This is a genomic window from Acidimicrobiia bacterium (assembly GCA_040289475.1).
Classification (GTDB): domain Bacteria; phylum Actinomycetota; class Acidimicrobiia; order ATN3; family PSLF01; genus PSLF01.
On record PSLF01000015.1, the window covers coordinates 18,561 to 38,330 of the forward strand.

Below are 19,770 nucleotides of genomic sequence, written 5' to 3' on the forward strand. Positions count from 1 at the left end.
CTAATCCTCCAGGCCTAAATACCTCGCTGCTAAAGCCAGCGTCACGATCGATTTCGCGTCTCGCACGAGTCTTTCCTCAACAAGACGCGGCCACTCTCGAAGCCGAACTCTCACAAGCTCCATGTGGATTTCCTCGATACCGTGGCGATTGCTCTGGTTGTCATCGTTCAATGTGGCGATGCCCCGCGCCAAAAACGCATGCATTACTTCGTCGGTGAAACCGGGGGAGGTAAAAAAGACGGCAAGCTCTTCTAAGGACTCCGCAGCGAGGCCAGCCTCTTCTGCCAATTCCCGGCGGGCACACTCTTGCGGGCTTTCTCCGGCCTTCAGCTTCCCGGCGATGACCTCGAGAATGACATCGTCGATGGGCGCTCGATACTGCTTGCAAAGTACAACGCTGAGGTCAGCCATTACGGGTAGCACAGCAATAGCCCCAGGGTGCCGGACAGCCTCCCGCACAGCGAGTTCGCCCGCAGGACTAGATACCTCGAGTTCCTCCAGTGCCAAGAGACGTCCCTGGAAGACGAGTTTGCGATCGATAATTCGAAAGCTTTCCAACTCGCGAAAATCGCTCAAACGTCGATCGATGGGCGAATCGTCAAAGCAGTCTCGCGCACACCAGACTCTAGGTCTTTTGAAGCATTTTCTGGGTCGACAACTGCCTTCGATGCTTTGAACTCAAGCGCTGCCGAAATGAAATCTCGGAAAAGTGGGGCCGGCTCCAGTGGCCGGCTTTGGAACTCCGGGTGAAACTGGCTAGCTATGAAGTAAGGATGGTCAGTGAGCTCGACTATCTCGACTAGCCTCTCGTCTGGAGAAACGCCGGACGCAATCAATCCGGCTTGTTCGAGAGCCCTTCGATATCGGTTATTCACCTCATAACGGTGACGGTGCCTCTCGGCTATAACCTCGCTTCTGTAAACCTTTGCAGCCAAACTGCCCGGGCGAAGCTTGGCCACGTAAGTACCTAAGCGCATCGTCCCCCCTTTTGCGTCGACGCCAGATTGGTCGTCCATCAAGTCAACTACGGGATGAGGAGTCGAAGGGTCGAACTCCGAAGAGTTAGCTCCATTCAATCCAAGCACGTTGCGGGCAAACTCGATAACCGCGCATTGCAAGCCAAGACAAATCCCCAAAAACGGAACTTTATTACGCCGGGCAAATCCAGCGGCGGAGATCTTGCCCTCAATGCCCCTCACCCCGAACCCGCCAGGAACAAGGATGCCGTCGACTCTAGAAAGCTCTTCCGCTAGCGTTGCCTGATCGTCTCGATCGGCTGGGATCCACCTTATTTCGACGTCGGAGTTGTGATGAAAACCTCCATGACGCAGTGCCTCAACGACAGAGAGGTACGCGTCCGGCAGCCCGACATACTTTCCAACTATTCCGATAGAAACGCTCTTGTCTGCAAAGGATGCTCTGCGTACAAGATCCTCCCATTCCGACAGATTGGGCTCATCGGTGTGAAGGTGCAGGGTACGGCAGACGTGTTCGTCCAGACCTTCTGCCGCGAGAACTAGGGGAATCTCGTAGATAGAGCGAGCGTCGGGAGCCGAGACGACAGCTTGGAGCTCGACGTCGCAAAAGAGACTAAGTTTTTGTTTGATGGACAACTCGATAGGGCGGTCCGAACGACAGACCAATGCATCAGGCTGAATGCCTCTAGCACGAAGCTCGGTGACTGAGTGTTGTGTCGGCTTGGTTTTCAACTCACCAGAGGGCCTGATGTAAGGAATTAGCGTGACGTGTATGTAATAGACGTTATCTCGACCAACATCTTTTCGAAACTGCCGTATCGCCTCGAGGAAAGGAAGTATCTCGATGTCTCCGACCGTACCGCCGATCTCTGTTATCACCACATCGACATCGTCAGTGGCAATCTTCCTGATGCGATCTTTTATCTCGTTGGTTATATGGGGAATCACCTGAACCGTATCACCGAGGTAATCGCCCCTTCGCTCCTTGGCTATTACGGTCTGGTAGATGGAGCCTGTCGTCACGTTAGAAAGCCGGTTGGTATTAGTTCCGACAAAACGTTCGTAATGACCCAAATCTAGATCGGTTTCACAGCCGTCATAAGTGACAAAGACTTCCCCATGCTGGAAAGGGTTCATCGTTCCAGGATCAACGTTGATATAGGGATCTAGCTTCTGCATAGCTACCCGTAGGCCTCTCGCGACCAGAAGGCGGCCTAGTGAAGCTGCTGTAAGTCCCTTACCGAGGCTCGAGGAGACCCCGCCTGTGACGAAAATGTGCTTTGCCACGACTCACCCTTCTATGTTCGTGTCTGGAAGCGACAGAGGGGAGCCGTAAAGAGCCCCGTGTTCCAATCGTACCATGCCTTCCCTGCTCCTCGGATAAAGAGGTGTACTCACAACATTGGTAGGACCGTCATGAAGCCTTCTTGGACGCTGCTCGTTGCAGGATCTCCTGTGCGTGCTTGTTAGCGGCTCGGGAGGTGGCTTGTCCGCTCAACATCCGAGAGATTTCCTTGACTCGGTCACCTGGATCGAGTCTTCTAGCACGCGCCCCCGCTGGTCCCTTCTCGATCACAAAATGGCAATCTCCGTAGGATGCGACCTGAGCCAGGTGCGTCACGCAGATCACTTGTCGTGTCTCGGCTATAGATGCTAAAAGCTCACCCACTGCTACGGCGGCAGCTCCACCGACTCCCTGATCCACCTCGTCGAAGACTAATGTCGGCACCCCCTCCTTGCCACCAATGCTGACCTCGATAGCGAGCATGAGTCGCGCGAGTTCGCCACCCGAGCCAACCTTGTGAAGAGGCTTCGGCGGCATGCCTGGCATCGGCGAAAATGCAAACATTACGCTGTCGCACCCCACAGGTCCAAAGCCGTCGGGCCAGGAGGGATCCTTGGATGACACTCCCACTTTGAACGTCGCGCCTGCCATCCCGAGCCTAGGAAGAAGCTCCTGCACCGACCTTTCGAGGCCAGCCGCACCCTCTCGCCGCTTCCGCGAGATAGAAGAGCCCAGCTCTATAAGGCAAGCAGTGAGAGCATCGAGCTCTCGCTCGAGTGCTTCTGAGCGACTTTCGGAACCTTCCAACTCTTCTAAGCGACTCTGTGCATGCTCTAAGAACTCGAAAACCTCGGTCGTAGATCTCCCGTACTTACGTTTGAGATCTCCGAGAAGATCAAGCCGCTCTCGCACCTGAGCGAGACGCTGATCGTCAGAGTCTACCGAGTCAAAATAGCTCCTGAACGCTCGCCTTAGCTCCTGAAGCTCTTCTGCGAACACGCGACATTTACCGCGCAATTCGTCGAAGGTGGGATCGCACCCCGTCTCGGGTCCAGACGACCCTGCGCGTCCAACCGCATCCTGTGCCGACTCAAGTAACTCGCAGGCCTTCGCCGCAGCAGTTCGCAACTCTTCGGCTGCCTCCAGGCGCCTCAGCTCAGCGTACAACTCCTCTTCTTCGCCTTGGCGAAGGCGGGCCGCTGTAATCTCCGCCACCTGATGCCGTAGAAAATCGATCTCTCGAGCGATTTCTCGGGCATCTACCGCCTGCTCGAGATACCGCCGCAAGCTAGTAGCCTTCTGGTAGGTAGCTGCGTACACATCTAGTTCTTCGAAAAGCGGCGCCCCAACGTAGAAGTCCAGAAGTGAAAGCTGCCGACGAGGATCTCCTAAAGCCTGGACAGAAAACTGGCCGTAGATCTGGATAGCATCTCCGAGTGCCCGCTCAATCTCCGTCACCGTGGCCATGCAACCGTTGAGGTACTGCCTGCTCTTACCTCCTGCGTCTATGATCCTTCTGACAACTATCTCGCCGGTGGAGTCGAGATGATCTGCAGTGTTCTGTTGTGGAGAAATTTCAGTTATTAGTCGCGGCTGAGTAGCGTGATCTAGTAAAAAGCGAGCCTCAATGGTGGAGGAGTTGCCCCACGGACCTACCGCATCTCTAGGCGCTCTTGAGCCACACAGATACGACAGTGCTTCGACGCACAAGGTCTTGCCTGCTCCCGTCTCGCCAGTGATCACATTTAGCCCAGCATCGAGTTCGAGATGAGCTTCTTTTAGTAATCCGAGATTTTCGACTCTGACTTCGACTAGCATCCCCTACTCGCAATGTCCAGACAAGCAACGGCTCTAGTACACACGCCATCCGGCCGCTTAGCGCCGAGCTGTCTAATCCAGCAGCCCAGACGCCGATTTACTTCGCCTTCGAGACGAGGTTATCAAAAGGATAAGACAGATCGAGGAAACCCCCGTTGAACTGGACGATTGCGCCTAATCTAGCCCGAACTTATTCCGAACCCGCTCGAGGAAGGGCCTTGGGGGACGTAAAAGAGCAAATCGGACTGGCTCGGCCGCCCTCCCGACGACACATCTAGCCCCCGGACCCATCACCGCCCAGCGCTGTCCGTCCAAAGCGATCTCGGCCGGTCTGTCTGCACGAATCGTGAGTTCTACTACCGACGTTGCGGGCGAGACAATTGTTCGGTCGAACAATCCGTGTGGAGCCACCGGGACAACCAAAATCGCTTCCACATCCGGGTCCACAAGAGGGCCGTGAACCGAGAACGCATAACCGGTCGATCCGGTCGGCGTCGAAACCAAGACACCATCAGCTCGGTACGAGGTCAGCATCGTGCGATCGATGGTCACCTCAATTTCGACAAGACGCTGTGCGTCACGTTTCTCTACCGAAACTTCGTTCAAAGCGACTGGATAAAATTGCTTTTCCAGAACATTGGCATCGCCGGTAATCGACACGACTTCTAAGGCCATCCGCTCCATCACGGCGTATTTGGCCATCTTTATCTTGTCGACGGAGCCCAGCGCCTCCTCGGGTTCGGCAGTCGTTAGAAACCCCATCGAGCCCACGTTTACAGCCAAAACGGGAACTCCTCTGGCATAACGCGCAGCTCTCAGCGTTGTCCCGTCCCCACCGACGCTGATGATTAAACCTGCTCTGTGTGCGTGCTCCTCCTCACATCCGAGATCGGACCTCTGGAGTACGGCTGCTGTTTCTCCGAGCAGCCAAACCTCCGCGCCCGCCCGTTCTAGAGCGTGAAGCAGCTGAGCCGCTACACGGCGTGCCTCGTGCCGAGTGGGGTGGATAGTCAGTGCTATGGGAAATGGTGACGTCATTTTTGGTCCAGTTTCCAAGCAGAAAGGTACTCGATGTTTCCACTAGCTCCAGGTATTGGAGAGCACCGAAGTCCCGCAAGACAAAGCCCCTCGGCTTCCAGGCGCTCGATGACTCTCTTTAGCACTTCTCTGTGCACCGAGGGGTCTCGTAATACGCCTCCTCGTTGAACCTTCCCTCTTCCCGCTTCGAACTGTGGTTTTATGAGAACGATGAACCAAGCTTCTGGTGCGGCGAAAGAAACGAGCGACGGTACAACCTTTGTTGCGCTTATAAAAGACACATCAACCGTGACGACTTCGATGGCATCTGGAACCATCGTCGCGTTGAGATCCCTTGCATCTGTAGCCTCGAGTGAAACCACCCGAGGGTCTCGCCTCAACCGCTCATTTAGTTGAGCTCTGCCAACATCGACGGCATAAACCTTAGAAGCGCCGTGGCGCAACAAGCAGTCCGTGAAACCTCCCGTGGAAGCGCCCACGTCGAGACAGATCTTGCGATGCGGAGAAATCCTAAATGAGCGTAGTGCTGCTTCCAGCTTCACCCCCCCTCGAGAAACGTATTTCGGCCGCGTCCCACTCACAAAAATCGGCTCTTCTGGTGAAACCAGCCTCGCACTCTTAGTCGCCAGCACTCCCGAGACCATGACCCTTCCTGTATTGACCAACTCCGCCGCTTGTGAACGGGTGGATGCCAACCCTCGCCTTACAATCTCCTTGTCAAGGCGCTCTCGGCGCATCACACCCTAGGCCTCTTTGTCGGGCGAGTCCGGCCGTCGACTGCTCGACAGCATCGAATTCCACTCTTTATCTATGCTGGCCAGATCGTTACGGAGAGATTCTAGTGCAGAGACAACCTTGTCGATCATGGTCCACAGCTCATTGAGCCTTCTCCGGACTTCTTCGAGTTCCTGACGAGCTCCACCGGTCGTTACGGCGTTCTCGTTTTGCGCGGGCAACGAATCAAGCTTTTCAGACGCTTGGCCCTTTGAGTCTTCATCCTCGCTAGAATCCGAAGTCTGGGATGATAAGCTCTCGTTCATGGCCATTCCTCTCAGAGACGATCTTTATCCTCGTAAGATACCTTTCGTCACTCTGGCGATTATCGTCATCAACACAGCGATTTGGATTTTTTGGGAGCCGACCTTTCGAATTCCCCAACCTGTGCACGTTGGACCAGTAGGAAACCAAGTAGCCTCCGACACCCACCAGAACTTTCTCCTCATAAATGCTGCGATCCCGTGCGAGCTTGTACAGCGGCGGCCGTTAGTCGTAAAGGAGGTGAGAAGCCTTCTCGAGAAACAGCGCGATACGGCTTGTATCCCCAAAGAAAAACTCGGTACGGGCGGAGAGTACAAGCCCGTATTTCCCAACAAAAAAATATGGCTGTCACCACTCCTATCCATGTTCTTCCACGGGAATTTGGCTCACTTGTTCGGCAATATGCTGATTCTTTTGATCCTTGGCAACAACGTCGAAGACAAACTTGGTCATCTTCGCTATCTCTTCCTGTATCTAGGAGGAGGGGCGATTGCCGAGGTCGCGCATGTAGCCTCGAACCCATATTCCATCACCCCTGCTATCGGAGCCTCCGGAGCAATTGCCGCAGTGATAGGAAGCTTCCTAGTGTTTTTTCCCTTTGCTCGCGTCCTGACATTAATTACCTTTCCGATCCCTCTTGCCGTGTACTTGCCGGCGTTCGCGCCGATTTTGTTCTGGTTTGTCCTTCAGTTCACCCCTATCGTCGGATCCAATGTGGCCGTGTGGGCCCATATAGGAGGATTCGCTGCCGGTGTACTGACGGGGCCACTCCTTTACGCTACGATCAGGCCTCCGCGGACCTCACCGCTGCCGCGAGGACCTGTCTGGGTCAACACGAGACCCATAGTTCGACTCTGAGTTACGCGACAGTACAGCTTGCACCGCGCGAGCTATCTCGGGGTCGCCGCCCTCCGCAGAGATGTCGCCTTTTGGACCTCGAAGTATGAGTACCGGATTGTCGAGCAGTGTGGGAAGAGATTTGGCAACCAGCTTGGGAGGGTACGGCGAACGGACTGCGTCTTCGAGGCTAGCTACGCCAGACAGCACCAGAGCCGAGTCGAAACCGAGTCGATGAGCAAAAGCCAAGTCGGTGTCCCAGCGATCTCCCACTACAAGGGCATGCGCATCTCCCAGTTGATTCGAGACCAGATCCACCATCGGCCAGTGCGGTTTCCCTGCCACGCGAGCCTTGCGTCCCGATGCGACTTCCACAGCTGCAACCACCGCTCCTGCCCCAGGAACCAGGCCAGATGGAGTAGGGTAGGTCGGGTCCTCATTGGTCGCGATGAACTCCGATCCTTCTCTTATAAACCGTGACAGCAGAGAAAGTCGCTGGTAGTTAAAGTTGCGATCGACTCCCAGTACAACGCCGGGCGGAGCCTCGGGATCACTCCACTCTTCTGGAGCGACAGGCTCGATCCCGACTTTTCTTAGGGCATCGTGAACTCCTTTTCCTCCCGCTGCAACCACCCGGGGCTTCAACGGTGTAACCCCTTCTTTACCACTCAAGCGCTCAGCCAACGTCTGAAGCATCATCCTGGCAGCAGCGGCGGAAGAAGTGAGGACTTGCGAGGGGTCTGCTTTAAACGGTCCCGCTGTAAGCATCTGAGCAAACGCTTCGGGAGTACGATATGAGTTGTTGGTTACAAAAACCACTCTCGCGCCCGTGCTTTCGATTTTGAAAAGTGCCTCCGGTACCCCCTCGAAGAGACGACCGTCCAAGTAGCAGACCCCATCCAGATCGATCACGAACGCTTCGTAGGTCTCCAATGGGTGCATACTTGGCTCCGGGTGCTCAAGATCGGATACAAGTTGAATTCAGATGCTAATCAGATTGCTCTCGAAAAGACGACTCTTCGTTGCCGTAACGCCGCATCTGCAGGCGCTCGTAGGCCTTTGCATACTCCTCGTTGCCCGGATTCATTACCCTCGCCATCTGCAGATGCGAGCGAGCTCTGTCGTCATCACCCCTTCTCATCGCGCAGAGGGCGAGAGCGTAGTAGGCATAGTCGTTCGAAGGATCTATCGCCAACAACTCGGTGAACTCCTCTTCTGCTTGACGCGCTCGCCCAGATATGAAGTAAGCGCGCCCCAGCGCTTCCCTGACCGATCCCTTCGACGGCTCGACGTCTCGTATCGCCTCGAGGATGACGGAGGCGGCGTGCGCGTTACCCGATGCGAGCAATTCTTTGGCCCTCATCCATCTCTCATAAAGACTCGCCGCCATGCCGTTGCCTCCCTAGTAGTCCAAGCACCGATTTGCGTGCCTTTCCAGGTTGTTCGAACTTCGTTCGCTTTGAACTTGCCCCCAGCGTCTTACTTCCTTCACGAAAATGCTCAGATATTCTCGACCAGCCAGCCTCCGCGCGGCTACCCTCGCAAGAAGTGTGCCTGATGAATTCAAAAGAACACGGATTCATTCGCCACCCCCCGATCGCCTCGTCGCATAAACGGCGGCGAGTCACGGCTGGCGCATGACCCGTGTAGCTTTGTTCATTCGCACGTTACGTTGAGAATGGAGGGTTATCTTGGCACTAATAGAGCCGTTCCGAGGGATCAGATACAACCTCGAAAAAGTGGGCTCATTGAGTGATGTTTGCGCACCGCCATACGACGTCATAGACGAGGCGGAAAAACGACGCCTTCTAGAAACCAGCCCTTACAACTCGGTTCGACTCATCCTCCCCGAGGACGAAGACGGGGAAGATCGCTTTTCTGTCGCTGCCCGAACGCTGAGTGAATGGATGCGTCAGGGGATTCTACTGATCGACGAACAGCCGTCAGTTTATCCGTATCGAATGAAGTACGTGCATCCCTCGAGGGGTCCGCAAGTCACAGCCGGACTCGTCGTATCGGTGAGCCTCGACCGGCGTTACAGAATCGTGCCACACGAGCGGACGATGGCAAAACCGCTCGAGGAGCAGATGCGATTGCTGGCTTCTACAAAGGCAAACCTGTCCCCGGTATACCTCCTTGTCGTTCCGGCACAAGAGTACTCGGGTGTAGTCACCAAAGTAGCTCTCGAGGACTGGCCTCTTTTGGGTGAATGCACTGAGCCCTCAGGAGTCGAGCACTGCATATACAAAATCGATGAGGGGGACATACTCCAAGAACTGCAATCCAGTATGGAAGAAGCTGTATTGGTAATTGCCGACGGGCACCACCGTTTTGAAGTCGCCCGGTCTTTTTGGGAAGCCACTAGGGAGCCCGGATCGGATCGCATCATGGCATTGGTCGTCGACCTCGACCAAGCAGCCCATGGCCTACAAGGCACTCATCGGATCATTGTTGGTTCAGCGGATGACCCCGAGGAGCTATTGAAGCGCTTCAAAGCAGCCTGTGGTGGCTCCGAGGAAATACTTCCCGATCCAACCTCGCTGTATTCTCTTCTAGATAAAGGACGCGTCATACTACTCACTCGCCACAATGCGTCCTCGCCAAAACATCCCCTTGTGAGCGCACACTGTTCGATTTTCACAGCAAGCTCGGCATCGAACGAGATATCTTCCACTCCGTCGGCGTGGGTTCACGACTCTGTCCTCAACACCGTTCCCCAAGATGCCGTCGTATTCGAATCCTCTCTCGAAACGGCTTTCGCAGCTGTCATAGAGGGCAAAGCAGTAGCTGCTATACTTCTCCCTCCCCCCTCACTCAAGGTCGTAACAGCGGTAGCCAGAGCTGGGTCATTACTTCCCCAAAAGTCAACTTACTTTTATCCGAAGCCTAGGACCGGTGCCGTGTTCCGGAGGTTCGACGCAGGATGAGTCGAAGTATGCAGCGCGTCGGATCCCGAATCTACATGATCGATTCGGGGTTTTTGGGGCTTCCTAAGCTGGCTGCTGTTTACTACATCGATGCACCTCGGCCGGCCTTGATCGAAACTTCGGGATCTTTAGTAGCCCGGGAAGTTATCGAGACCTTGAAGAGCGCGGGCGTGGATGCTCTTGCCTATGTCATCGTCTCTCACATTCATCTCGATCACGCAGGAGGAGCTGGACACTTTCTGAAGGAGTACCCCGGAGCGAAACTGGTAGTCCACCCCGAAGGTGCCCGTCACATGGCCGATCCAGAACGGCTTCACAGAAGCGCAGAGCGTGTCTATGGTAAGCAAGCCATGATCAAGGAGTGGGGATACCTTGAGCCCGTACCTAAAGACGCCATCGTTCCAGCCGCAGATGGACAGTCACTCGACTTAGGCGACGGAGCACTGCGCATCCTCTTTACGCCAGGCCATGCAAAACACCACATTTGCGTCTTTGACCTTTCCGAAGGAGCTCTGTTTCTCGGAGACTCCGCGGGTGTGTATCTGTGCGACGTGGAATACCAGACTCTATCGGCACCGCCTCCAGACCTCGATCCATACTTGGCATGCGAATCACTGGAGAGAGTGGCTGAGCTAGTACCCGAGGTTATTCTCTTTACCCACTACGGCCCCGGGAATGAGACCGAGCGGCTTCTCGAAAACGCTCGCAGACAGTACATGGAATGGCTCCGAGTAGTGGAGGATGGGTTTTATCGCTCTCAAAACACTGAAGAAATCGCCGAGCGTCTCGCTAAAGAAGCGGACCCCGAACGAAGCAGACTCCCCCAAGACGCTGTCGCACGGCTTGCCAAGCTCGTGCCATACGACGTGCAAGTTGAGGGGTATATAGGCTATCTCCGGCGTCGCACAGAAAAGAAGAGGCGCAACATTGGAATTTAGTATGTCTTCACGCAGACCCACCCGAGATCCCCAAAGCCTCCTTGGACCCCTCCCCTGAAGCTCCTCGCGAGTGGCAACCTCCGGATCGATATCGCAGTGTTACAGTCCGTTCTGGGTCCAGAACGCGTCAAATTCACAACTTTCGATTCCAAGCCAGTCCGAGCTATTCTCAGCTATTTGGAAGGCACACCCGATCCGGTAGACCTCTTGGTACTGGGAAGCCGTGGACATACCACCCTTCCCAGACCCCACATAGGATCCGTGACATTTTCACTAGCCCACCGCGCAGATATCAACCTCTTCGTAGCAGGCGCGGAATAAAACCTTGCGTTTCGGATCCAGGGCATAATCGGCAAAAATGCATTTCGAACCCAAGCATCGCTCAGGCAACAAAGATGGACGTGAAGTACATAAACGCTAGACCTGTTCCCAAACCCCCGGTGATGTGAGGAGCTAGAACAGCGCCGCCACCCGAGGTGAGCAATCCCCATACCTCTGCTACGACCTCTGCGATTGCACCCAATCCAACTGCCAAGAGCGCTACAGATATAGGCTTCGATGGCGTCAGGCTTCCGATGAGAAGTCCGCCGAGCGCTGGCAGCCCTGCAATTGCCGCCGCCCACTGGTAAAAGAAAATCGAGCGCGATTTTTTGCCTGCCACAGCCGCTATAGCAACACCTTCTGAAACATTGTGCACGGCAAATCCCAGCGCCAATAAGCCACCCACGGCTAGGACCCCTGCTGCTTCAGCGCCAGCCACCGCTAGCCCTTCTCCCAGATTGTGAAGTCCGATCGCCACAGCCAAAGCCCATGCGGCGACCAGAGCTCGATCCTCGCCTCGCTTGGATCCCATCCTCCGAGCCCACTCGTATATGGCCGCGAAAGAAATCACAGAGACACTTACCACGAGCAGTCGTCCTGCCAGAGGTGCTACAAGCTCTGCCGATAGCTCAAAGGTATCGAAGCTGGACTCAACCCCAATGGCCAGCAAAACACCGATAGTAAAGGCCAAGAAAAACTCGCTCGTTTTGTGACCCGATCTCCGGAGCACGGGCCTCAATAGCATTCCCGCTGCGACCGGAAGAACTCCCATTCCAAGGCCTAGCGGAACATAGCGTTTGAACAAATCCCTCCCAGGGTGGGGGGTCTCCACTGGAAAGTTGAGGGTGTGGACGAGGGTTTGTCCATCCGCACTCACAAGTTTCAATTCCAATGGTTCGCCTCTTATCCAGGGGTAGTAAAGGTCAATGTCGGCAGTTTGTAGACGCCGAATCTCTAGCCGGTCGCTGGAAAACTGCCAGTAGGCGCCGTTTATGGCTACTTGAGCTATGTTTACAGGCACACTCCCGCCGTTGCGCACCGTCACAACGATCCGACCTGGCTTGAGAACTACCCGCTCCACCGATAGCGACTGTGCCACCGAGTCGCCGGTCTTGTGAGACATCCACTTAGGAAGATAGAGCACGATGCCGGCTAACACTAGAGTGAGGCCTCCCACGAGAAGGGCCCCCACCGTGACCTTCTTCACCCCTCTACCGCCTCGAAGATCCCGATCCAACCTAGCTCGGCGAATTCCGACACGTGTGCGTGGAACAGGTACTTCCCCGGCCATCTGTATCGGAGCTCCAAGATTGCACGCTCCCCCTGTCCGAGCACAATCGTGTCTGTGGTACCGTCCGGCTCTAAGCGAGTTCCGGTCATATAAAAGTCGAAGAAATTTGCGTGGGAGTGAAACGAGTTGACTAAGTCGAACTCAGTAATGTTGACGAGGTATATCCGGACAAGCTCTCCAACGCGCACCCGAATCGGGTTGCGAAAGTAGTAAAAGGCTTCCGTATTAATCGCATAAAACTCGTTTTTTTCGTCGCCATCGGTGTCGAATGCGTTCATCACCATCACCAACTCGTCAGCCGGCGGCCTTTGCGACGCGGGATCTACGATAAATACCCCATAAAGACCCTTGTGAATGTGACGCTTCACAGGCATCACGTGGCAGTGGTAGAGGTGAAGGCCGAATGGATCTGCGTCGAACTCGTAGACAAAAGTTTGTCCCGTCTCGACGATCTCAAAAACACCGTCCATGTCTGCTCGGTGGAACCCATGAAAATGGATAGTGTGCGGATGGGGAGAGGCATTCTGGAAACGAATCCTCAGGTGATCACCTTCTCTAGCCCGAAGCGTCGGGCCTGGAACCCGGCCATTGTACGTCCATGCTGGAAAGCGCACCCCGGGAGCGATCTCTATCTCGCGATCGGCAGCAAAAATCCGGTACTCCCGAATAGAGCGGCCGTCATCTGTAGCGGTCATCGTCCCGTAATCGAACTCCCGCAGGTACGACATCGGATCAAAGACTGAAGTGTTATACGCCCCTACCGTGCAGTTCAAGTCGTGAGACACGACGTAAGGCTTGCGAGACTCGGCCGCATTATCTTGAGTGGAGAAGCTCGTTGCACTCTGCGAACCCACGGCCCGATAAGCCACCAACCCCGCAAGTCCCGCGGTTCCGCCCCCAAGAGATGCTCGAAGAAGTTGCCGTCTCGTAACCCGCGCTACGAAAGGCCGAATGATCGATCGTCTTCTCATCGCCGAGGGTTCCGTCTGCCCGCCTCAGGGAGACGATGGGCCAACGCTTGATTTTTCGAGCTTGCCTCCTTTGATAAAACCTCGATCCGCACCCTTTGGGCGAGCCCCCGTGCCAATGGAATCATTCCTCCGTCACCCTCGAGCCACACGGGCCCTCCGTACGGCTCTATATGCGTTATTCGAAACCGGCGATTCGGTAAGATCCCCAAAGTCACTAAGCGACTGACGGCGTCTTCTTCCTCGTCATCGAGTTCCGAAACCCGAACCACCGAGCCTTCACTAACTGCGTCCAAGCGTCTGTAAGGGCCCCCTCCTTTCGCTTTGAGCCCAGTTGGCGGCCCCGAACAAAAACCTCGCCGAGACGAAGACCGGTCTCCAGTACGTCCAATCTCATTCGAAGCGAAAGCCAAGCCGGCTTGACTAGTGATTGTCGAGTCAGATTTGGAGGGAAGAGACTCGGCTGCCTTAGTTGCTTTCCGGCGCCTTTGGCGAGTTGGCGGTATCCGATGGCCATGCGGATCGCGTTCGGGATAACCCAGGTAAGTATCAATCCGCTCCTCCAGCCGATCGCTGACTACCGCTTCGAGTGCTGCTGCCTCTGGATGAAGCTCTTCCAAGGAGTAACCCAAGACCTCGTATAGAAATGTCTCGACCAGTCGGTGCTTGCGAACGATCCTTTCAGCAGATGCCCTGCCTTTTGGCGTGAGACTCACGCTGCCCCTGTGGAGGCGTCGCACCACTCCGTCGGTCTCTAGTCGCCTAAGCATTACAGAGGCAGTAGCCGTGGAAACCTTCAGTCGCCGTGCCAATGACCCGGTGCTGACATATCCTTTCGAAGCCTCTTCCGTGTAAAGAGCTTTTAGATAATTAGTGATTGCGTTCTTAGACATATCTAAGAAGGATAAACGAACAATCTAAACTTGCCTACATCATTGAGCGGTCCAAGCGCTCCTAGATAATAAAAAGAGGTTGGGACTCTGAGTTGTTATGAGGCGACGGTAAGGGCAGCCCTCATACCAGCCCGATAATGTCCCGCAATATTGCAGATGAGCACGTATTTGCCCGGAGTTAGGTCGACGGATTTAGTAGCAGTCATAGAAGGGCTCAGCTCATCGGGTTCTATCTCGGTGACCACCTCCACAGCGCCACCTTCTTCGACTGTGTCCTGAGGTCCGACCGGAAGCATGTCCGCAGCGAGATCAGTTTTGATCACGACAAGTTCATGTGGCATGGTGCCCTCGTTGTGAGCCATGAACGTAACCTTGCCAGCTTTGGCGGACTCTCCCTCGACGCGAATCGAGTACTCCTTTAGATAGGTTTGGACCGTCATCTCGGTCTTGGAGAGCGAAGGAGACTGAGTGGATTCGGCGGCCCTAGGGGCAGTATTGCTCTTGCAGGAGACAAATATCGATGCAACTGCCAAAGCCGAAAGCAGGCAACAAGTAGATCGGACGAGTCGTGATAGGACCATTATCTTCACCTCCGTCACGTTGGGAGGCCCCACTAGCAGATGCTGCAACGCTACTAATGATCTGTCCGCTCCGTCTAATGCTTTGAGCGCTTGGCTCCGCCCTGCGATGCCAAAAGCGCCAGCATCTGCTGAGCGTCCTGGACAATTGTGAAGCGAGCCCGCCACAGAATCAGGCTTCCTGCAACTATCGGTGGGCTCACTAAAATAAATGCGCGCCGAAGAGAATGCGTGAGATCTGAGAGCAGTCCGACCACAGCGGGCGCCAACGCGGTGCCAAACACGGCCGTCACTAGGGCGAAAGCTGATGTACCGACCCCCCGGGAGCTCGCAGGCACGACATCCATTACGGAGGCCCTCAAGGTAGGGGGAACGGTTGCTATGAGAACGACACCAGCGAATTGGAACGCTATGCTCACCCAAACAACACTAACTATCCAGGAAACAAAAAAGGCAGCAGCTCCCCCCAAGATCATCGCCACCGACATGTCGATCCGTGCCGCGTAACCTTTTTTGGACAATAACCTGTCTGCGAATGATCCACCCCAGAACGTGCCAATAATTCCCGCCACCCCCAGGATTCCCGCTGTGACAGTCGCCGCCTTCGTGAGACTCATTCTTGAGTACCGCTGGTGAAAAACTGCTAACCAGTACCCAATCCCTTGAACAGTAAAGAGTAGGGTCGCCGCACCGATCAGGATGTAGCGCATGGTGCGAATCCGCAACAAGGCAATGATTTCTCTTATCAGATCCGCCGCTGCATACCGCAGAAAAGACCAGAGTCCTAGCGTAGAAGGATCTTCTAGCTCCCGTGATCCTGACAATTGAGTCTCGCCTGCTGCTTCGAAGGTGTCGCTTAGCTGGGAGTGTCGGGGCCCGACCATCGTTTTGTCACCCTGGCCCTCGTGCGGGGATCGCTCGCTATTTGGACTTGGGATTCTCGAATTTTCACTTCGAGGTTTCAACGAATCCAGATCGGCCTCTCCCCTTTTTGGCTCCCTTAGCCGAAAGGCCATAATCGCCACCAAAGATCCCGGCATACCTACAAGCAAAAACGCCCAGCGCCACCCCAACCGAGACCCTATGTAACCGGCCAGAGCGAGGCCTACTCCTTGGCCCACGAAAAACATCACTTGCTGCACCGAGAACACCCGGCCGCGGGTATGCGGAGGGAAGTAGTCACCAATCAAAGACGTGGCTGCTGGGTCGGCTAGGGCTTCCCCGAATCCCATCACGCCCCTCGCCACCAGAAGACTCGGATAGTTGAAAGCTGCAGCCGACAGCGCCGACAGCGCGCTCCAGGAGGCAATGGTGTATCCGATAACCCGTCCTCTCCGGTAATTGTCAGCTATCCATCCAGCTGGGATCGAAGCGAGAACATTGAGAAAAATAAAGGCGAAACCCAACAGTCCCAGCTCGCGATCCGAAACGGAGAAATACTGGCCGATTAAAGGGAGAACCCCTCTTTGTATTGCGGCGTCGACATTGCCGACAAAACTCACGAGCGCTAGCACTAAAAGCGGAAATGTGTAGATACTTTCCCGCTTTGGTTCGGTCTTGCCGTCCTCCACTCAAACCCCCGTTTTCCCTAGCGCCCCAAAACGGCCCGGCATCCGTCCCCGAAGTGTCGAATCTACAAGCAACTTCGCGCCCGCAAAACCCATCGGCCACAAGCCGCGCCATTGGCCACGACATGGTCCGCTCGATACCGAGAGAGGCTACAAACTCCCGGGCGGGATGACTGAATTGCACTCGATAGTACCTATCTGTCCGTCAAAAGACCAGTACTGATTAGCTATCAACTACCCCTCCGAACTTGCCTTTCGCCTGATATAGGCCATTTGCAGCGCGGCCGTAAATTCCTGGTTCTATGAAAGGATCTCCCCCAAATAAGTCAGCCTCGTCTGTAGCGGTCGTATCCGAGAAAGAGGGTACAATCCTGGTACAGATCGTAGTTGCTCCCCTCGAGGGAGTCTAGGTAGCTGCGAAGCGGCTCTGAAATTCCTCCGCCGGCTCCGGCCGAGAAGGACCCGCGCCTCATAACTTCTTTTCTGCAAAGCCTCGACATCTGAGCCCTTCGGAACGACCACCACCCGAGTTTTGATGCAAAGTAGAACGGCAGGCCAAGTAGAACAAGCCCCCACTTGCCCCCGACCGCGCTGTAGGGATCTTCCCACTCGTCTAATTTCCCCGACACAGCGAGCGCTACTAAGCCGAAAAGCCCTCCGACAATAGTGATGCGAGCAACCGAGAAGCCATCCCTAGCGAAGGCAAAGTCGACAACTCTTACCAACAGAACCCGGACAGGTCTAAGCGCCATCAACAACGCTACTTCACTCGTCAGCGCTACGATGAGAAACAATCTGTTTGTTCCCATGACCAAGTGCCTCCAGCCCCGAAAACGCCAGTCTCACGGCTGGGACAATCCCGTTCATCTACAAACACCCCAGCAATTCTGCCCCGAGATTAAGACCATATATGGCACATCGTGCCTTTTGAATTGATACATTTGCATGGTTACTTGAATTCGCAAGTCGGCCAAGAGCACGAGTGCCACAACGCTCCCGTTCTGTTCGTTTTGAACGAATTCCAAGCGCCCGAGCAGATGATGCGTTCGGCCTTGTTGATTGGCCCTGCAGCGTTTAGGTATCGACCTCGAAGACGAGGTAGTGCTCACGTGTGCCAGCGGAAACAGGGCCATGACCGCTGCCTCCATACTCGAGGCCAAGGGTTTCAGTCGAGTTGCCGTTCTAGAAGGCGGGGTAAGCGGGTTGAAGGAAAAAAGGGCTTCCTTTTTTATTGTTTGATTGCCGCGTTCGGCATCACAAAAGCTGTCTCTAACTTTTTCGCTGGGTTGGCATGAAGATCGACCTTGCAGGACCCAAGCAGCGCGGTCTGGCGATGGGACTCAACGAGTTCGCTGGGTACTTTTGCGTAGCTGTTGGTGCATCTTCTACTGGACTACTAGCGTCAAGGTGGTGACCGAAGCTGTCGGGGTAAGCGTCGCAAATGCCAACCGCCATCTTCATCAGCTACCTACCTCCATTTGATGGTACAGCCAACTGGCTCGGTCTCTTGGATACGAGGCAGATTCCCCTGCAGTAGGGCGTCAAGAGCGTTACGTAGGTAGTGGCTCTCCACTGCTGCGGGATCGTCATAGTTATCGTCAATGGCACCGTGATAGCGTAAAAGCCGATCCCTGTCGAACACGAACACTTCCGGTGTGCGCTCCGCCCCGTAGGCCCGAGCCACTTCTTGTGACTCATCCCTCAGATAAGGGAAGTTGAACCCTTTGGTTGCCGCCCGTTCTTTCATCGACTCGAAGTTGTCCTCCGGATACTTGGTGTCGTCGTTAGAGTTGATGGCAATAAGTTGCACGCCTTTTTCTTTGTAGTCGGCCTGGATTTGTATCATGCGGTCCTCCCAAGCCTTGACATAGGGGCAATGGTTGCAGCTGAAAATCACGACCAAAATATGCTTGTCGTCGTAGTCGGAAAAAGAGTGAACGGCCCCGTCGACTCCTGGAAGCTCAAACGGAATCGCCCTGTCCCCTAGTTTGAGATTGGCCATTTCTTACCTCCTGAACTCGTCTCGACCTGCTCCGTTTATGCCCCACTACCCAGTGACCCTTTAGGCATATACAGCTATTAGATCTATTAGATAAAGGCTAGCCTCACTCTTCAGCTCCGATGCGTGCTCGGATTGCCTCCCTTATCTTTGTAGTATCCGGAAGAGGTCCGAGGGAACCATCCGACTTCGTATAGGTCCTACAAGACAACCGCCCGGATTCATCTCGGCTGGCAGGGTCTATATCTTGGCCATCCACAAGAATCGTAGGAGAACCCGCGAAGCCGGTACGACGAGCCTCTTCTTCAGTGTTGACCTCTAAGACCTCTATGTCCGCCTGGATGGCATCTTCCGCAAGTACCTTCTGTACTCGCTCAATCGCCTCCTTATAGGAGTGACACTCGGGCCAGTAGATAACGGTCACCCTCATGCTTTCTCATGCCTTCGCACGTGTTGCACAATTTCCGGCCACCTCAGCTATCCACTGCAAAAGAAGCTCGTTGAGATCGTCTTGGCGTTCTACCCCTAGGGAGTGTCCAGCACCTTCGAACGAAACAAACCTGGCACCCCGGATTAGCTCGGCGATGGCTTGTCCGTTCGGATGCGGAAGCAGGGCATCCTCTGTACCGTGTACGACAAGAGCAGGGGCCTGGACCCACTTGAGCCTCGTCGAGGCGTCGTGCTTGAGCGCTGCCTCAAGATGCCTCCTAAATACATACTCCACAGGGCGCATAGCTCGTGCTTCCTGGATCAGCTCCTCTAGCAGCTCCGGATTGTTTTGCCGAAAACTTTCCGAGTAACCCAGCTCGGCGGAGTTTCGCTCAAACTCCTCGGCTGACATCTCCTCTCTCTTGGACCACAGCTCCAGTACCTCACGACGGGGTGGAACGGATTTCGAGCCGCCCGCTGTCGAGCAAAGTACCACCAAGCTCTTTGTCATATAAGGAAAACCGATGGCAAACTCTTGGGCGATCATGCCTCCCATCGACTGCCCAACAATGTGAGCCTCTTTCCATCCGAGCGCAGCCATCACATTTGCCGCATCGTGAGCGAACATTTGGATCGAGTATGGATGGTCGGGCTTATCCGACTCGCCTACCCCTCGGTTGTCAATAACTAAAACCTGGAAATGGCGGGAGAGTGCAGGAACCTGAAATCGCCAACTCTCTTTCGGTCCTCCCAGTCCAGCCAAAAGGACAACTCGCTCTGCAGAATCCTTCCCCGACACCTGATATCCAAGTTCGACCTCGCCTACTTTGATCCGAGCCATTGCGCCTCTCCTAACCGCGTACCC

At 55.0% G+C, this 19,770-nt stretch carries 22 protein-coding genes; 5 read left to right on the plus strand and 17 right to left on the minus strand.

Annotated features, from left to right (window positions below):
* The 6 genes from C4318_07950 to C4318_07975 form a co-directional block, all read right to left on the minus strand.
* Positions 1-576: an ADP-ribose pyrophosphatase gene (locus C4318_07950; GenBank protein MER3455069.1), complete on the minus strand. Its 576-nt coding sequence runs from the start codon at positions 574-576 to the stop codon at positions 1-3.
* Complete coding sequence (locus C4318_07955) at positions 573-2,264, minus strand: CTP synthase (GenBank protein MER3455070.1); 1,692 nt, start codon at positions 2,262-2,264, stop codon at positions 573-575. Before C4318_07955 ends, C4318_07950 begins: the two co-directional genes overlap by 4 nt.
* 127 nt (positions 2,265-2,391) lie before the next feature.
* Entirely contained in the window at positions 2,392-4,080 is a 1,689-nt protein-coding gene (recN, locus tag C4318_07960; protein MER3455071.1) for a DNA repair protein RecN, read from the minus strand.
* Positions 4,081-4,254: 174 nt separating this feature from the next.
* On the minus strand, positions 4,255-5,118 hold the full coding sequence (locus tag C4318_07965) for a hypothetical protein (GenBank protein ID MER3455072.1): 864 nt from the start codon (positions 5,116-5,118) through the stop codon (positions 4,255-4,257).
* On the minus strand, positions 5,115-5,855 hold the full coding sequence (locus C4318_07970; GenBank protein MER3455073.1) for a TlyA family rRNA (cytidine-2'-O)-methyltransferase: 741 nt from the start codon (positions 5,853-5,855) through the stop codon (positions 5,115-5,117). Before C4318_07970 ends, C4318_07965 begins: the two co-directional genes overlap by 4 nt.
* A 6-nt stretch (positions 5,856-5,861) precedes the next feature.
* Positions 5,862-6,158, minus strand: a complete 297-nt coding sequence (locus C4318_07975; GenBank protein ID MER3455074.1) for a hypothetical protein — start codon at positions 6,156-6,158, stop codon at positions 5,862-5,864.
* Here C4318_07975 and C4318_07980 point away from each other — a divergent pair.
* Complete coding sequence (locus C4318_07980; GenBank protein MER3455075.1) at positions 6,157-7,014, plus strand: hypothetical protein; 858 nt, start codon at positions 6,157-6,159, stop codon at positions 7,012-7,014. The two genes, C4318_07975 and C4318_07980, sit on opposite strands and share 2 nt — an antisense overlap.
* Here the strand turns inward: C4318_07980 and C4318_07985 are convergent.
* Positions 6,958-7,935, minus strand: a complete 978-nt coding sequence (locus C4318_07985; GenBank protein ID MER3455076.1) for a hypothetical protein — start codon at positions 7,933-7,935, stop codon at positions 6,958-6,960. The genes C4318_07980 and C4318_07985 overlap by 57 nt on opposite strands.
* 46 nt (positions 7,936-7,981) lie before the next feature.
* Complete coding sequence (locus C4318_07990) at positions 7,982-8,383, minus strand: hypothetical protein (GenBank protein MER3455077.1); 402 nt, start codon at positions 8,381-8,383, stop codon at positions 7,982-7,984.
* 298 nt (positions 8,384-8,681) lie between these two features.
* Here C4318_07990 and C4318_07995 point away from each other — a divergent pair, with 298 nt between their 5' ends.
* From C4318_07995 to C4318_08005, 3 genes are read left to right on the plus strand one after another with little or no spacing between them, the layout of a single operon-like run.
* A complete protein-coding gene (locus C4318_07995; GenBank protein ID MER3455078.1) occupies positions 8,682-9,920 on the plus strand; it encodes a hypothetical protein in 1,239 nt (412 codons plus the stop codon).
* Positions 9,917-10,858 (plus strand): MBL fold metallo-hydrolase, encoded by a 942-nt coding sequence (locus C4318_08000; protein MER3455079.1) that lies wholly within the window; start codon positions 9,917-9,919, stop codon positions 10,856-10,858. The genes C4318_07995 and C4318_08000 overlap by 4 nt, the downstream gene beginning before the upstream one ends.
* 54 nt (positions 10,859-10,912) lie before the next feature.
* Complete coding sequence (locus C4318_08005) at positions 10,913-11,179, plus strand: hypothetical protein (GenBank protein MER3455080.1); 267 nt, start codon at positions 10,913-10,915, stop codon at positions 11,177-11,179.
* A gap of 61 nt (positions 11,180-11,240) precedes the next feature.
* Here C4318_08005 and C4318_08010 read toward each other — a convergent pair whose 3' ends face one another.
* The 6 genes from C4318_08010 to C4318_08035 all read right to left on the minus strand — a co-directional run bounded on the left by C4318_08010 (position 11,241) and on the right by C4318_08035 (position 17,286).
* A complete protein-coding gene (locus C4318_08010) occupies positions 11,241-12,386 on the minus strand; it encodes a hypothetical protein (protein ID MER3455081.1) in 1,146 nt (381 codons plus the stop codon).
* Positions 12,383-13,441, minus strand: coding sequence for a copper oxidase (locus tag C4318_08015; GenBank protein ID MER3455082.1), 1,059 nt, complete (start codon positions 13,439-13,441; stop codon positions 12,383-12,385). Before C4318_08015 ends, C4318_08010 begins: the two co-directional genes overlap by 4 nt.
* Positions 13,438-14,331 (minus strand): hypothetical protein, encoded by an 894-nt coding sequence (locus tag C4318_08020; GenBank protein MER3455083.1) that lies wholly within the window; start codon positions 14,329-14,331, stop codon positions 13,438-13,440. Before C4318_08020 ends, C4318_08015 begins: the two co-directional genes overlap by 4 nt.
* A gap of 95 nt (positions 14,332-14,426) precedes the next feature.
* Entirely contained in the window at positions 14,427-14,912 is a 486-nt protein-coding gene (locus tag C4318_08025) for a copper-binding protein (protein MER3455084.1), read from the minus strand.
* Between the two features lie 74 nt (positions 14,913-14,986).
* A complete protein-coding gene (locus tag C4318_08030) occupies positions 14,987-16,480 on the minus strand; it encodes a hypothetical protein (protein ID MER3455085.1) in 1,494 nt (497 codons plus the stop codon).
* A gap of 323 nt (positions 16,481-16,803) precedes the next feature.
* On the minus strand, positions 16,804-17,286 hold the full coding sequence (locus C4318_08035; GenBank protein ID MER3455086.1) for a hypothetical protein: 483 nt from the start codon (positions 17,284-17,286) through the stop codon (positions 16,804-16,806).
* A gap of 250 nt (positions 17,287-17,536) precedes the next feature.
* Between C4318_08035 and C4318_08040 the strand changes: the two genes are divergently transcribed.
* Positions 17,537-17,716: a hypothetical protein gene (locus C4318_08040; GenBank protein ID MER3455087.1), complete on the plus strand. Its 180-nt coding sequence runs from the start codon at positions 17,537-17,539 to the stop codon at positions 17,714-17,716.
* A 229-nt stretch (positions 17,717-17,945) separates the two neighbouring features.
* Here C4318_08040 and C4318_08045 read toward each other — a convergent pair whose 3' ends face one another.
* The 3 genes from C4318_08045 to C4318_08055 form a co-directional block, all read right to left on the minus strand.
* Positions 17,946-18,479, minus strand: coding sequence for a thioredoxin family protein (locus tag C4318_08045; GenBank protein ID MER3455088.1), 534 nt, complete (start codon positions 18,477-18,479; stop codon positions 17,946-17,948).
* Between the two features lie 103 nt (positions 18,480-18,582).
* Positions 18,583-18,906: a hypothetical protein gene (locus C4318_08050; protein ID MER3455089.1), complete on the minus strand. Its 324-nt coding sequence runs from the start codon at positions 18,904-18,906 to the stop codon at positions 18,583-18,585.
* A 6-nt stretch (positions 18,907-18,912) separates the two neighbouring features.
* Positions 18,913-19,746, minus strand: a complete 834-nt coding sequence (locus C4318_08055; GenBank protein MER3455090.1) for an alpha/beta hydrolase — start codon at positions 19,744-19,746, stop codon at positions 18,913-18,915.
* Positions 19,747-19,770: the final 24 nt, after the last annotated feature.